Origin of the sequence: Amycolatopsis benzoatilytica AK 16/65, assembly GCF_000383915.1 — a bacterium.
In the GTDB taxonomy this organism is placed as follows: domain Bacteria; phylum Actinomycetota; class Actinomycetes; order Mycobacteriales; family Pseudonocardiaceae; genus Amycolatopsis; species Amycolatopsis benzoatilytica.
Window position 1 is genome coordinate 1919707 of sequence record NZ_KB912942.1, and the last position, 13975, is coordinate 1933681.

Consider the following 13975-nt stretch of genomic DNA (forward strand, 5'->3'; position numbering starts at 1 on the left):
AGGCTCAGCGGGCGCGACGGGTTCCGTCTGCCAGGGGCACCGTCCGGCCGGCCGCGTCCAGCCGTTCCAGCAACGGCACCGCCACCCGGCGGGTCGACTGCAACGCCCGCTTCGCCGCCGACACCGTGAACGGCTGCTCGATCTGCCGCAGCACTTCCGCCGCGCGGCGCAGCGCGTCCGGGCCGAGCACCACCCCGGCCGCGATCTCGGTCAGCCGGCCGTGCCGCACTGCCGCCGCGAGTTCTCGTTTGCCCAGGCCGAGTTCGCTCAGCTCGGCGGCTTCCGGAGCGCGGAAGGGCTGCTCGGCGAACCGGCGGTCGAGCGCGTCCAGCGCGGCCTCGAGCCACGGGGCCAGCCCGCTGCCCGGCAGCCGTACGCGGCCGCCCTCCTGGTGCAGGCCGTCCAGCAACGGCGCGAGCAGTTCGGCGGCGGGAAGCCCGAGCCGCTGGCGCAACGCTTCGGCGGGCATCCCGGCGTCGACCGGGTGGGCCCGGCTCCACGCCGCGACGACCGACCGGGTTTCTTCCTTCAGCCGGGCGAACCGCTGCGGGTCAGCCAGCCAGGAACCGATCCGCAGCCCGGCGGGGGCGAGGCCGATCGCGCGGAATTCCGCGGCCGGGACGAATCCTCGGCGACGCAGGTGTTCGGCAGCGAGGTCCGGAACTGCCAGTTCCGCCGCCCGCGCCCGCGCGGCGCCGCGCCGGCCGAGCGGCGGCGGGCAGACGTCCAGCACGTCCACTCCAGCCGGAATGGCGTGCTCGCCGGGGTCGCGCAGCAGTCCCCGGTCGCCGATCCGCAGCGGCAGCGGGCGGCGCAGCGCGAGCCGGGCCGTATCGGTCCCGAGCGGACGGACGTGCGCTGGCACCGCGGCGGTGCCTACGTGGAGAACCAGTTCGCGGTGCAGGCTTTCCGACGCAGCGCCGCGCACCCGGACGTCGAGCGTCTCGGTCGTGCGCCACGCGTGCGGAGCGAGCAGAACGTCGCCGCGCCGGACCTCGTCTCGGGAGACTCCCCGCAGGTTCACCGCCACCCGAGCTGCGCCGTGCACCCGCGGGCGGTCTTCGCCGAGGGCTTGCAGGCCCCGGACACTCACTGTCTTGCCGTTCAAGACCAGTTCGTCGCCGACGGCGATGGTGCCCGCGGCGAGGGTCCCGGTCACGACGGTGCCCGCGCCCGCCACCGTGAACGCCCGGTCGAGCCACAGCCGCAGGTCGGCGCCCGGATCGGGCTGGGGCAGGCTGGCCATGAGCGCGGCCAGTGCGTCGCGCAAGCGGTCGATTCCTTCGCCAGTCGTGCTGCTCACCGCGACCGCGGGCAGTTCGCCCAGCGCCGTGGCGGACAGTTCGCGCGAGGCCGCCGCGGCCGCCGGGCCGGGATCGGCGCGATCGGCCTTCGTGACCGCGAGCAGACCCCGGCGGACGCCGAACGCGTCGAGCGCCGCCAGGTGCTCGGCCGACTGCGGCATCCAGCCCTCGTCCGCGGCCACGACGAAGAGCACCGCCGGCGCCGGGCCGGCTCCGGCGAGCATGTTCGGCACGAACCGTTCGTGCCCGGGGACGTCGACGAAGGCGACCGGCTCGCCGCCGATCGCGGTCCAGGCGAACCCGAGGTCGATGGTGAGCCCGCGCCGCCGCTCCTCGGCCCAGCGGTCCGGTTCCATTCCGGTCAGCCGCCGCACGAGGGCCGATTTGCCGTGGTCCACGTGCCCGGCGGTGGCGATCACCCGCATCGGCGCACCGCGGCGGCCAGGCGGACGTCTTCGGCCGGCGGCACCGTCCGCAAGTCCAGCAGGCATTTTCCGTGCACGAGCCGGCCGACCACCGGCGGCTTGCCCTGGCGCAACGCGGCGGCGTAGCGCTCCGGCAGCGCGACGGCCGCACTCGGCAGTTCCACTCCCGGAGCGCCGCCGCCGCCGACCGTCGCGACCGAGGGCACCACCTCGGCGGGCACCCCGGTCAGCTCCGCGCAGAGCGCTGCGGCGCGTTCGCGCAGACTGGCCGCGTCCGCCTCCAGCGCCTCCCGCACCGGGCTGCGCGGACCGCGCAAGGTCGCTTCCAGCGCGGCGAGGGTCAGTTTGTCGACCCGCAACGCCCGTGCCGCCGGATGCCGCCGCAATCGTGCGACGAGTTCCGCGTCGCCGAGCAGCAATCCGGCTTGCGGTCCGCCGAGCAGTTTGTCGCCGCTGGCGGTGACCAGGTCGGCGCCGGCGCGCAGGGCGGTCGCCGCGTCCGGTTCGCCGGGCAACCGGGGGTGCGGGGCAAGCAGGCCAGAGCCGATGTCCACGACCAGCGGCGCGCCGAGTCCGGCCAGTTCGGCCACCGTCGCCTCCGACGTGAACCCGCTGACCCGGTAGTTCGACGGATGCACCTTGAGCACGAATCCGGTCTCGGGACCGATCGCGGACTCGTAGTCCGAGACCCGGGTGCGGTTGGTCGTGCCGACCTCGCGCAGCCGCGCGCCGGTCGAGGCGAGCAGATCCGGGATCCGGAACCCGTCGCCGATTTCCACGAGTTCGCCGCGGCTCACCACGATCTCGCGGCCGGGCGCGAGCGTCAGCGCGCACAGCAGCAGCGCGGCCGCGTTGTTGTTCACTACATGCACCGCGCCCGCGTCGGGCGCGGCTTCGCGCAACGCTGCCAGCGCTCCTCGCCCGCGCCGCGCCCGGTTGCCGGCCGCGAGGTCGAACTCGACGTCCGTCGTCCCGGCCGCGGCTACGACCGCCTCCAGCGCGGCGGCCGAAAGCGGGGCGCGCCCCAGGTTCGTGTGGACGATCACGCCGGTGGCGTTGAGCACCGGCTGCAGCGAGGAAACTTGTCCGGGCAGGTGGGCCAGCACGTCCTCGACCACCGCTGCTGGCGTGATCTCGCCGTCTCGCGCCCGCTGCTGAGAAGCGGCGACGACGGCTTTCACCCGTCGCCGCCCGAGGTGTCGCGCCGCGTCCGCGATGCTCGGTTCGGCGAGCAGCACGTCGGTACGCGGAATCGCCCGGCGCGGATCGGTCACCGCCGGGCTCCCTGGCGGAGGCGGACGGGAATCGAACCCGCCAGCGGCAGCACCTGCCGCTCAACGGTTTTGAAGACCGCGCCGGCCACCAGGCCGGAGACGCCTCCTTGGGGCATGCCTGCCATCCTGCCAAGGTCGCGCCCAGCCCGCAGGGCGAGCACGATAGGCACGATGACGACGACAACCCGGCTGACGCACTATGCGCACGGCGGTGGCTGCGCGTGCAAGATCCCGCCCGGCGAACTGGAGGACATGGTCCGCGGACTCGCCGTCGCCCCGCCCGCGGGCGCGGCCGGCGAACTGCTGGTGGGCCTCGGCGCCGGCGACGACGCGGCGGCGGTACGCATTTCCGGCGGCACCGCGCTGATCGCGACCACTGACTTCTTCACCCCGGTGGTCGACGACCCGTACGACTGGGGCCGCATCGCCGCCGCCAACGCGCTCTCGGACGTGTACGCGATGGGCGGCACGCCGGTCGTCGCGGTCAACCTGCTGGGCTGGCCGCGCGAGGTGCTGCCGTTCGACCTCGCCCGGGAGGTGCTGCGCGGCGGACTCGACGTGTGCTCGGCTGCTGCTTGCCACCTCGCCGGCGGACACAGCGTCGACGACCCGGAGCCCAAGTACGGTCTCGCGGTGACCGGCGTCGCCGATCCGGATCGCCTGCTGCGCAACGATTCCGGCCGCCCCGGCGTTCCGCTCACCCTGACCAAGCCGCTCGGCATCGGCGTGCTCAACACCCGGCACAAGGCCACCGGGCAACGGTTCCCGCAGGCGATCGCCGCGATGACCGAACTGAACGACCGCGCGGCACGCGCCGCGGTGGCCGCGGGCGCGGTGTGCGCCACCGACGTGACCGGGTTCGGGCTGCTCGGCCACCTGCACAAACTCGCCCGGGCCAGCGGAGTGACCGCCCGGGTGGATCCCGCCGCGGTGCCGTACCTCGACGGCGCGCGCGACGCCCTGCGGGACGGCTATGTCAGCGGCGGCACGCGGCGCAACCTCGACTGGGTCCGCCCGCACGCGGACCTGTCCCGGGTCAGCGAGGAGGAGGCCCTGCTCCTCGCCGACGCGCAGACCTCGGGCGGGCTGCTGGTGGCCGGGGAAGTTCCGGGGCATCCGGTGATCGGCGAACTCGCGCCGCGATCGCAGTTCTCGGTGGTGCTCGGCTGATTCCTGATACCGCCGGCCGCGAGCGCGCTGCGGCGATGCCTTGCGTTCACGCGTCAGCACTCCGGTGTCAGCGTGGAAGACGCACGCGGGCCTGCGTCTCCTTCCGTTGGGACGCGCGCAGGCGGTCCAGGAGACGCTGGCCTTGCGAGATAACGACGACGCCCAGGAGCACCACCAAGCCACCGGTCAATTCGGTGAAGAGCGGCACTTCCCCCAGCCAGATCCAGGCGATGACGACGGCGACCGGCGGAACCAGGTACAGCAGCGAGGTGGACACTGCGACCGGGAGCCGTCCGACAGCGACCCCCCACAGCACGAAGCCGAGGGCCGAGGGGAGGAGCCCGAGGTAGATCGCCGCGAGCCAGCCGCCTGCCGTCGCGCCGGAAAGCTCGGACCAGCCGCTGGGCAGAAGCGGCAGGGTCATCGCCGTGCCGGCGACCATCGTGTAGGTCGCCACCTCCAGGCCGCTGTAGCGGCGGAGCAACGGTCGCTGCAACGGGTGGTAGATGCCCTGCACGACCATCGCGGCCACGGCGATCCACACCGCGGCGGGCACCGATACCCCTGCCCGGGAGAGGCAGACGATCGCGACCCCGGACAGCGCCACCGCGCTGCCGATCATCGTGGCCCGGGTGATCCGCTCCCGGAACAGCAACCGCGCCACCGCCACGGACACCAGCGGGGCAGCCGCCACGATCATGCTCGCGGTACCCGCGGGCACCTGCAGTTCGCTTTCGTTGAGCAGCAGCTGGTAGGCGGTCATGCCGAAGAAGCCGGCGACGATGATCCAGCCCAGGTCCGGTAGTCGCGGAAGCCGTACTCGGGTGAACACGGCGGCGACGAGCAAGCCGGCTGCGGCCACCGCCAGCCGCACGACCGACAGCCCGACCACCCCGAGGTCGGGAGCCGCGACCTGGATTGCCGGGAAGGCGCTGGCCCACAGCACCACGACGCCGAGCCCGGCGGCCACGCCACGATCCATCTTCATCGTCCCAGCCTGCGCCGAGCGACACTTCAGCACTAGTGAATTATTCTTAGTTATCACCTAAGCTGGACTGATGATAGATGTCCGGAAGCTCGGGATGCTCGCGGCGCTGGACCGGCTCGGCACGCTCGCCGCGGTCGCCGGGGAACTGCACCTGACCGCGCCCGGGATTTCCATGCAGCTCAGCGCTCTGGAACGGGAGCTCGGGATCACGCTCACCGAGCGCCAGGGCAGACGGCTGGCGCTCACTCCCGCGGGAAGGCTGCTGGCCGCTCACGGCCGAGACGTTCTCGACCGGCTCTCCCTTGCCGAGCTCGAAGTGGACGCCCTTCGCCGCGGTGCCACCGGCTCGTACCGACTTGTCGCTTTTCCCTCGGCCGCGCGGACATTCGTCGCCGATGCGTGGAGCCGGCTGCGAGTTGAAGACGCGGCCATAGAGCTGTCCCTGGCGACACCGGAGCCCGAGGACGCGTTGGCAGCGCTGGTAGCCGGACGCGCCGACCTGGCGGTAATCCACTCGTACTCGAACGTGCCGCGCACCCTGCCGGACGGCGTCGACGCCGATCCTCTTGCCGTCGAGCAAGTCTGGCTGGCGCTGCCGGAAGACGACCCGGCGGCCGCCGCGGAGGTCGACCTGGTCGCCTTCGACGCCCACTCCTGGCTCGCGCCGCCGGGGGACTTGACCTGTTTCGACATGGTGGAGCGGGCGTGCGGCCTGGCCGGCTTCCGTCCGCGCGTGGTCGCGGAGTCGGCGGACTTCGCCGCGCAGCTCGAGCTGGTCGCCGCGGGCGCGGGTGTCGCGCTGGTGCCCGACCTGGCCGTCGCCGCGGTCCCGCGCGGCGTCCGCCTCGCCCGAGTGCGCAGCCCGCTGAGCCGCCACCTGTTCGCCGCCTGCCGTACCGCCCGGCGTGGCGATCCGGGGCTCGACCGGCTGACCCGCCTGCTCCGAGAGTCCGCACGGGCCAGGGTCCGCGAGCACGCGCCGAGCTAGCACCGCGAGGCAGCCGGCACCCGGGCCAGGCGCCAGCCGATCCGGCCGCGGGCGTCCGGCCGGAGGTCAGGCGGCGCGATAGCGGTTCTTCCCGCTGGTGCGCGAGTCGTGGATGAACTCGCGCGGGTCGCTGGTGGCGGTCGCTCCGCGGTCGAGCCAGCGCAGAAAACCATTCCGGTCACGGCGTTCTAGTTCATCCAAATAGGACTGACGGGCGGTGATGATGGTGGCCGCGGCGGTACCGTCGGTCTGCCGGAGCTGCAGGTAGCTCATTTGCCAGGCGAGATACAGAGCGTCGAGCGGGAGGTCTTCGACCGGGACGCGGGAAATCGCGAGCCGTGGCACCAGGGCGGGGCGGCTGTTCCGCGCAGCCCTCTGTCGCACCGCTCGAACGCGCAGGAAAAGCGCGAGAAGCGCACTTCCGGCGCTCGCGGAGACGCGCCGGACCCGGCGTCCGTAGCGGGTCGACCGAGGTTTGGTCCGGCTCGCCCCTTCCGCGCCGAACGGCGGGCCCGGCAGCGCGGGGCCAAGCGCGAAGAGCAGGAGAACGCAGGAGCAGACCATCGCACGCTCGAGTCGAACCAGCACAACGCACCTCGGTTTGCCGTTGGCTTCGCTGACCGTTTCCTGAGCGGAGCAGGATACCGACAAAGCTCGCGCGCGAGTCAGGGACTGAAGACCTCCCCGGGAGGACGTTGGACCCTAACCGGACAGCGGCCAGCCGGTGGCGGGTCGAGCCAGCCGCGAAGTCAGGTGGTCGCGGGTTCACCGACCGGCGACAGCGCTCAGGCGGCGCCAGGCGGCTGGTCGGGGAAGGCGAGGATATTGGTGATGACTTCGCCGAATCGCTTCGGCTCGGCCATCAGCCACGTGTGCCCGCCGGGCACCGTGACCAGCCGCGGGTCGCCCAGGCTGGTGCGCAAGGAGCGCAGTGTGGCGGCCGGGATCACGTTGTCCTGTCTGCTCCATACGATCACGATGGGCAGCCGGCGGCGGTTCAGCTCCGCCAGTTCGTCGGTCAGGTCGGCCGTGCGCGCCAGATGGGCGACGTGCAGGATGGCTCCGGGCGCGCGCGCCAGGTTCGGGACGAGATCGCGCAGCACGACCGGCAGCACCCGGGTGATCTGCCGCCCCGGCATCAGGTCGGCCTGCAGATGCAGTCCCCAGTCCCAGAGCGGGCGCTCGGCGAGGGCTTTCACGACGCCGCGGCCGTCGGCCCAGGACGACCCGCCGATCGAGTTGACCAGCACCAGGCGCCGCACGAGCTCCGGGCTGTCGTGCGCGGTGCGGATCGCGACGCCGCCGCCGAACGAATACCCGATGAGCGTCACCGGGCTGGGCACCCCGATGCGAGCGATGAAGGACGCGACCCAGCGCGCGTAGCCGCGCAGGTCCCGTTCGGCGCGCGGAAGTTCCGCGGTGCCGCCGAATCCGGGTAGCGCGGGCGCGTGGACGGCGAGACCGCTGGCGGCGAGACTTTGCAGCGCTTTCGTGCAGGCCCGGTCGGCGATGCCCCAGCCGTGCAGGAACACGACGTGGTCACCGTGGCCGCCGGTGCCGTAATGAGCGGGCCGGCCTTCGATGGTCGTGGTGTGCCAGGTTATCCGCGTGCTGTCCCCGGTCATGATTCCCGCCTATGCCGGTCGGCTGCTACGAGACGCCTTGTTCGAGTTGCACATGGGTGACGAAGTGACGGTGGGAGCCAGCGGGCAGGGAGAAGGTTTCGGGCTCGCCGTCGGCGACGTCGAGAACGTAGTTCCCGTGCCCCCATTCCTCGTCGAGCCGGGCGTCGAGGTAGAAGGCGGCGCCGTCGATCTGACCGAGCAGGACGTCGTGAGGGTCGACGAGGAACTCGCCGGCGGGAAAGCACAACGGGACACTGCCGCCGCGGCCGCCGTCGGACTGGACGAACATCACCGGGCCGCGGGCGGCTCGCAACGCGGCGATCGCGTCGCGGGCCGCCGTCGTCGCGGTGACCCGCTCGGGGTGGTGCACGTTCATCGGGCTCTCCTTGCTCAGAACAGGCCGAGCGGCGCGGCAGGTTCGCCGTGCCTCGAGCGACGCTGGCGCGACCGCGCTCCGCTGAGCACCGGCCGAGCCGGCCCGGCGCCGCCTCCAAGGCAACGCGCAACGCTGATGGCCGTGCAGAGCCGAAGGTCTCTCGTTCGCGGGTCTCACGGCAGGTTGCGTCGTTCTGCCCGACTTGACGCGCGGCCGGCGCGGGTGAAGTCCGTGCAGGGCCTCTTGCGAGAATCCAAGTCCCGCAAGGGGCCCTTCGCCGACAGCGGGCGGCCCGGCTCCGTCAGGCGTTCGGGCTGGTGAGGTCCGGGAGGCCGAGTTCGAGGTTGGGGGCGCCGATCCCGCCGTCGACCCGCAGCAGCGATCCGGTCGTGTAGCCGGAGGCGGGCGAAGCCAGGAATACCACGGCGGCAGCGACTTCCTCCGGCTTGCCCAACCGGCGCAGCGGGGTCGCCGCTTCCATCTTGGTGCGGATCTTCTCGTCGTTCGCGACGATCTCCAGCGCCGAGGTCAGGGTCGATCCCACGGCGATGGCGTTGACCCGGATCAGCGGTGCGAGGTCGACCGCGGCGAGTTCAGTGTAGTGCGCCAGGGCCGCCTTCGCGGTGCCGTACGCGAGAAAACCGCGCCCGGCGAGCTTGCCCATGACCGACGAGATGTTCACCACCGAACCGCCGCCGCTCGCCAGCAGATGGGGAACCGCCGCTTGAGTCAGCGCGTGGGCGGTGGTCACGTTGAACCGGAACGCTTCGTCGAGAAACTCCGTCGTCGTGGTGAGGAACGTGTTCGGCAAGGTGCCGCCCACGTTGTTCACCACCACGTCGAGCCGTCCGAGCTGGTCGACGGCGGTCTGCGCGAGACCGGCCGCAGCAGTGGGATCGGAAAGATCAGCGGGCACCACGACCGCACGCCGGCCGAGCGCTTCCACCCGGCCGGCGACCTCGGTCAGCTGGCTTTCGGTGCGCGCGCTGAGCACCACGTCCGCGCCGGCTTCGGCGAGCGCGACCGCCGAGGCCGCTCCGATTCCGCGACCGGCGCCAGTCACCACGGCCACCGCTCCGGGCAACCGAAACAAGTCCATCGTCATGATGGCCAGCGTTAAGCGTTCATGCTTAAAAGTCAAGGAATCATTCGCTGGGCGCTAAGAGCTTGTCTCAGGCGGTGCACGCCGAACGGCCCGCTGGTTTGTCCGTCAAGGGCCCCCTCAGGGACTTGGATTCCCTCATGGGGACCTTCACGGACAGACCGGCAAACTGGCCGCCGACCGCCCAGGCATCACGACAGCACCAGGTGAGACATGCTCTAATCTGGACCGGTGACCGGTCCGGACGCCAGAGAGCGCATCATCGTCGCGGCGGAGCGATTGATCGCCGAGCGCGGAGTCGAGGTGCCGTTGCGCGACATCGCGATCGCGGCCGGTCAGCGCAACAACTCGGCCGTGCAGTACTACTTCGGCACTCGCGACGGCCTGATCAGCGCGGTTGCCGACTACCGCATCTCCGCACTCGAACAGCGCCGCCGGGAGATGCTCGCGGAATACGAGGCGACGGGTGCGCAACCGGACGTTCGGGCCCTGGTGTCCGCACTGGTGCAGCCGATGCTCGCGATTCCCTACGAACACGGCGCCACTCACTACGCCCGCTTCCTCGAGCAGGTTCGCGCCCACTCGTCGCTGTCCGCGGCGGAGAACCTCCGCCGAGCGGAGCGGGCGTCTGTCCGGATGATCGTCACCAGCCTCGACCGCGCGCTGGCCCCCATGCCGCCCGCGCTCCGGAAGCGTCGGCTGCGCGTTCTCCCGACCGTGCTGTTCGCTTTGCTCGCCGACCGCGAACGCGCCCGCCTTCCCGGTGAATCGGCGGCGGACTCGTCGGTCGGCGACGGGGAACTGGTCGACCTGATCGTCGGCCTGCTCACCGCTCCGGTCGGCGGCTGAGCGCGCCGCGGCAGGACATCGCGACGAGGGCGGCGGCCAGTCCGGCGCTGGCGCGTTCGTGTTCCGCGGTGGCGACGCGTTCGGTGAGACAGCGTCCTGCCGTCTCCTAGTCGCCGAGAATTTCTTCGGGCGACAGGGCGTTGGTAGCGAGCATCGTGGCGATGGTGGTCATTTGCTGCTGGTTGCGGCGGCAGTAGTGGCGCAGCTGTGCGAACGCCTCCTGCATCGGGATCTGCCCGGCGTGCGCGAGGACGCCCTTCGCCTGCTCGATGACGACCCGGGTGTTGAGTGCGTTCTGCAGCTGCTCGGACAATCGGTGGCACTCCCGGATCTCTCGCTCGTGCACGATTCCGATCGCGGTGATCTCGGTCAAGGCACGGGCCTCGTGCAGCTCGTCGGGTGGCAGCGTGGTGTTTTCGCGGCCGAGCAAGGTGAGCGCGCCGACCGCGTCTGCCCTTCTCTGCAAAGGAAGTGCGTATGCCGACTGGAATCCTTCGGCGAGTGCTTCGGCGGCGAACAGCGGCCATTTCGCGGAGGCGTATTTCAGGTTGTCCACGCGGATCGGTGCGCCTAAGCGGTGGGCATCGACCGAGGGGCCGTGCCCGCTGTGCTGCTGCAGCAGATCGAGGCGGTGCGCGCCCGGCTCGGACGCGACGACGGCGGTGAGCGCGCCGCGCCGGTCGGCCACCATCAGGCCGGCGGCCGAGGCGCTGAACAACGTCACACACGACTCGGCCAGGCGGTGCAGGCTGTTCACCAATTCGTAGTCGTCGGCCAGTGTGTCGGCCATGTCGATCAACGCGCGCAGCAGCGGGAGCGGCTCGCCCCGCGGAGCGGCGACGGTAGAAGGGCGGTAGGTCATGGCGGTCCTCGACCCTGCCCGCAGCGTGCGCCCGTCTGGCTCCGTCCGACGGCGTGGTCCGCAGCTGTGGTCCGGGGTCAACCTTTTGGTACCCGCCACGCCGCCGGGCAAACAATCGCGCGCTGCCAATGAATCACGAAGTCGCGCGCCGCGCGGGGAGGTGGTCGCTTCAGTTTCCCGAATCGGGTAAACGGTCTGCGCGGCTGGCATTCAGGAGCCGGCGACGATGCTGCCCATGGCACCGCGTTCGGCGTCGGCGAGCCGGTGCGTGATGACGGGGTAGGTGCCGGGCTGGGGGAGGGTCAGCTCCACGAAGCCGCCTTCTCCTGGTTGCAGGTCCAGTTCCTGGGCGGCGCCGTCGACGGCGTTCCCGGGCCGCAGTTGGTAGCCGCCTTCCTTGAAGACGGTGTCGAACTGGGCTCCGACGACGTGGAAAGCGCTGGGTTCGCTGGGGCCGGCGTCGAGTACCCACAGCCGGATGCGCGCTCCGGCGCGGACGTGGATCGGCGCGGAGCGGTACTGGTTGGCGTATCCGTTGAACACCACGAGATTCGGGTCCGCGGCGAGCAGCTGCGACATCGCCGGCACGCCGCCGCCCTGGCCGAGGTAGAACTCGGACTGCAGGAGCACCTCGGACGCCTCGGCGGGCGCCAGCGTGGGCGGGTCGATCACGACCGCGCCGTACATGCCCATCGCCAGATGCTGGATCATCGGTGCGGTCGCACAGTGGTAGAGCCAGATTCCGGCGTGCTCGGCGCGGAAGGAGTAGGTCAGTTCGCCTCCCGGCGGGATGGGCCGCATCGCGGCGTCGGGGCTGATCTGGCTGGCGTGGAAGTCGATGGAGTGCGGCATGTCGCTGCTGTTGATCACGCGTACGGTGAACAGGTCGCCGACGCGGCCGTGCAGCAACGGTCCGGGCACGGTGCCGTTATAGGTCCAGACCTGTTGGCGCACACCGGGTGCGACCTCGACGGTGGTCTGTTCGACGCGCAGGGTGAGGTTGTGTTCGGTGCCGCCGGGGGCCGGTCGCAGGGTCGGGTCGTAAGGCCGCCAGGTCGGTGGCGGGACCGCGTTCATGTCCATGCCGGCCATGGCCGGGCCGGGCTGTTGGGCGATGGCCGAGGCAGCGGGGGCCGTGGTGGCGCGGATGGCGAGGGTCATGCCGGCTTGGCGGTGGCCGGGCATGGTGCACCAAGCCTGTTCGTCCCGGGTGACGACGCCGAAGTCGACGGTTTCCTGCTGGCCCGGCGCCAACGTGCCGGTGCCGTGCCGGCCGTCCAGTTTCAGGTCGTGGCTCATCCGGCCGGCATTGCGCACGGTCAGCACCAGGTCCGTGCCCGGGGCCACGGTGATCGCCGCCGGGGTGACGGCGAACTCGGTCAAGCTCACTGCCACCGGCATGCTGGACGAGGCCGTCGGCACCGCGTCGTCGTGATGCTGTCCGGGCCAGGCTCCGGCACTCACCAAGGAGAGCACCGCCAGCACGGCCGCGACGCTGGTGACGGCCAGGAGTTCGTGGCCAGCCAGCCGCCGGGCCGGCTTGGCAGGCTCGGCGGTGTCGGCCGGGCCCGTCCGGCGCCGCGTCGCCAGGGCCGCGATCACGAGCGCCGGGAACGAGCCGAACCCGGCCAGCACCAACGCCCAGGCCAGCATTCGCAGAGCGCCGGAGGGCCGCGATCACGAGCGCCGGGAACGAGCCGAACCCGGCCAGCACCAACGCCCAGGCCAGCATTCGCAGAGCGCCGGCGGCGGGCAGGACGAGCAAGAGCACGCCAAGGTTGCCCAGGACGGCCCGGGGCAGCCAGGCGTACTCCAGGACCTCGGTCAATCGCCGATTGCCCGTCGGCCCGCCGCCCACGGTCACCGGGATGAGGAAGACGAGCGCGCCGGTCAGGATCTGGGCGACGGTGCCGATGCCGAGCACCGGGACCAGGAGACGGCCGAGCAGGTCGTCCGCGGCGGAACTGCCCATGGCGAGGCCGGCGATATCGATAGCCAGCGCGGTGAGCAGCCAGCCGTTGCCGGCCAGCAGTGCCACCGGCGCGGCTGTGCGTGGCGCCTTGGCCCGCATCTCGCGGATCGCGGGGACCAACGCGTAGGCGACACCCGCGCTATAGCCGACCATGCCTGCGACGGCCAGCCAATGTGCTGCGGGCCGCCATCCGGTGAGGACCGCACCGGTCACCGCAATCGCGAGACCGGTCACGGTGACCGCCAGGACCTGCCGGGCAGTCCGCGGCGCCGTGTCGGGCATGCGCGTGCGCAGCACGGCCGGCCACAGCATGAACAGCGTGCCGATGACCACCAGGCCCAGCCAGCCCAGCAGGTTCAGGTGCGCATGCGCCAGGCGCACCGCCTGCTGCCACTCTGCGGGGCGGATCGCGCCGTCGCCGAGCAGCCCGCCTAGCGTGCCGCCGATGATCAAGCAGAATCCGGCGGCGACGTAGTACCGGACGACGACCCGCAGCCGCCCGGAGAGGTTGGCGGCCCGCGTCATGGCGATCAGCGCGGCGGTGTGCGCGAGCACGGCGAGGACCACCAGCGCGGCTCCGGCGGTCACGAGCCAGAGCAGCCGAGTGGTCATCCCGGTCAGCACAGCGAGCGCGCCGGCGTTGAACGCGGCCAGGCGGGCGTTGGCCGGCCATTCGGGGCCGGGCCGGGCATGCAGGAGAGCTTGGGCGAAGTGCCGGCTGTAGACCAGTACGGCGTTGCTGGCCGCACCGAGCACCAGCAGATGCAGCGCCAGCCATTCCGGCATGGCCAGCACGCCGTGCGCGATCACCGCGCCGCCGGCGGCGATCAGGTAGCCGGCGACCAGACTCGCGGCCAGGGCGTGGCGACGCCGGCGCGGCGACGCGCCCTGGCGTTCGGTCAGCGGCAGCCGCCGGTACTGCGGCGGGTGCTCTGGTTCGTGGTCGATCACGGCCGTCCCGTTTTTACTACAAGATTCGTATAAACAAGAGGAGAGTACGGTGCGGCTGGCGGGTGCGGTAGGGCCGGAGGTCCTCCGCA

The 13975-nt window shown here is 71.7% G+C and carries 13 protein-coding genes and 1 tRNA gene; 3 read left to right on the top strand and 11 right to left on the bottom strand.

From position 1 onward, the window contains the following. Positions 1-4: 4 nt before the first annotated feature. The 3 genes from selB to AMYBE_RS0109085 form a co-directional block, all read right to left on the bottom strand. Positions 5-1729 carry a selenocysteine-specific translation elongation factor gene (gene selB, locus AMYBE_RS0109075; protein WP_020659051.1) on the bottom strand — a complete coding sequence of 575 codons (1725 nt, stop codon included), beginning with the start codon at positions 1727-1729 and terminating at the stop codon, positions 5-7. Continuing rightward, the gene (selA, locus tag AMYBE_RS0109080; RefSeq protein WP_027927502.1) at positions 1720-3003 is read right to left on the bottom strand and encodes an L-seryl-tRNA(Sec) selenium transferase; all 1284 of its coding nucleotides are present in this window, start codon (positions 3001-3003) and stop codon (positions 1720-1722) included. The genes selB and selA overlap by 10 nt, the downstream gene beginning before the upstream one ends. 12 nt (positions 3004-3015) lie before the next feature. Next, positions 3016-3110: transfer RNA gene (locus tag AMYBE_RS0109085), tRNA-Sec, on the bottom strand. 64 nt (positions 3111-3174) lie between these two features. Here AMYBE_RS0109085 and selD point away from each other — a divergent pair. Beyond that, positions 3175-4173, top strand: a complete 999-nt coding sequence (gene selD / locus AMYBE_RS0109090) for a selenide, water dikinase SelD (RefSeq protein ID WP_020659052.1) — start codon at positions 3175-3177, stop codon at positions 4171-4173. Positions 4174-4240: 67 nt separating this feature from the next. On the opposite strand, the gene AMYBE_RS0109095 is transcribed toward selD, so the two are convergent. Further along, positions 4241-5161, bottom strand: a complete 921-nt coding sequence (locus tag AMYBE_RS0109095; protein WP_020659053.1) for a DMT family transporter — start codon at positions 5159-5161, stop codon at positions 4241-4243. A 70-nt stretch (positions 5162-5231) separates the two neighbouring features. Here AMYBE_RS0109095 and AMYBE_RS0109100 point away from each other — a divergent pair, with 70 nt between their 5' ends. After that, the gene (locus AMYBE_RS0109100; protein ID WP_027927503.1) at positions 5232-6149 is read left to right on the top strand and encodes a LysR family transcriptional regulator; all 918 of its coding nucleotides are present in this window, start codon (positions 5232-5234) and stop codon (positions 6147-6149) included. A 66-nt stretch (positions 6150-6215) separates the two neighbouring features. Here the strand turns inward: AMYBE_RS0109100 and AMYBE_RS44705 are convergent, their stop codons facing one another. The 4 genes from AMYBE_RS44705 to AMYBE_RS0109120 form a co-directional block, all read right to left on the bottom strand. After that, positions 6216-6422, bottom strand: a complete 207-nt coding sequence (locus tag AMYBE_RS44705; RefSeq protein WP_154676151.1) for a hypothetical protein — start codon at positions 6420-6422, stop codon at positions 6216-6218. Positions 6423-6934: 512 nt separating this feature from the next. Further along, positions 6935-7774 (bottom strand): alpha/beta fold hydrolase, encoded by an 840-nt coding sequence (locus AMYBE_RS0109110; protein WP_020659056.1) that lies wholly within the window; start codon positions 7772-7774, stop codon positions 6935-6937. A gap of 25 nt (positions 7775-7799) precedes the next feature. Beyond that, positions 7800-8150 carry a DUF779 domain-containing protein gene (locus AMYBE_RS0109115; RefSeq protein ID WP_020659057.1) on the bottom strand — a complete coding sequence of 117 codons (351 nt, stop codon included), beginning with the start codon at positions 8148-8150 and terminating at the stop codon, positions 7800-7802. Positions 8151-8451: 301 nt separating this feature from the next. Beyond that, positions 8452-9255 carry an SDR family oxidoreductase gene (locus AMYBE_RS0109120; RefSeq protein ID WP_020659058.1) on the bottom strand — a complete coding sequence of 268 codons (804 nt, stop codon included), beginning with the start codon at positions 9253-9255 and terminating at the stop codon, positions 8452-8454. A gap of 228 nt (positions 9256-9483) precedes the next feature. Here AMYBE_RS0109120 and AMYBE_RS43295 point away from each other — a divergent pair, with 228 nt between their 5' ends. Then, positions 9484-10101, top strand: a complete 618-nt coding sequence (locus AMYBE_RS43295; RefSeq protein WP_020659059.1) for a TetR family transcriptional regulator — start codon at positions 9484-9486, stop codon at positions 10099-10101. 106 nt (positions 10102-10207) lie between these two features. Here the strand turns inward: AMYBE_RS43295 and AMYBE_RS0109130 are convergent, their stop codons facing one another. The 3 genes from AMYBE_RS0109130 to AMYBE_RS45410 all read right to left on the bottom strand — a co-directional run bounded on the left by AMYBE_RS0109130 (position 10208) and on the right by AMYBE_RS45410 (position 13886). Beyond that, positions 10208-10963, bottom strand: a complete 756-nt coding sequence (locus AMYBE_RS0109130; RefSeq protein ID WP_020659060.1) for a GAF and ANTAR domain-containing protein — start codon at positions 10961-10963, stop codon at positions 10208-10210. Between the two features lie 210 nt (positions 10964-11173). Continuing rightward, positions 11174-11917 (bottom strand): multicopper oxidase domain-containing protein, encoded by a 744-nt coding sequence (locus AMYBE_RS45405; protein ID WP_169515214.1) that lies wholly within the window; start codon positions 11915-11917, stop codon positions 11174-11176. Continuing rightward, the gene (locus AMYBE_RS45410) at positions 11892-13886 is read right to left on the bottom strand and encodes a hypothetical protein (RefSeq protein WP_169515216.1); all 1995 of its coding nucleotides are present in this window, start codon (positions 13884-13886) and stop codon (positions 11892-11894) included. The genes AMYBE_RS45405 and AMYBE_RS45410 overlap by 26 nt, the downstream gene beginning before the upstream one ends. Positions 13887-13975 lie beyond the last annotated feature (89 nt).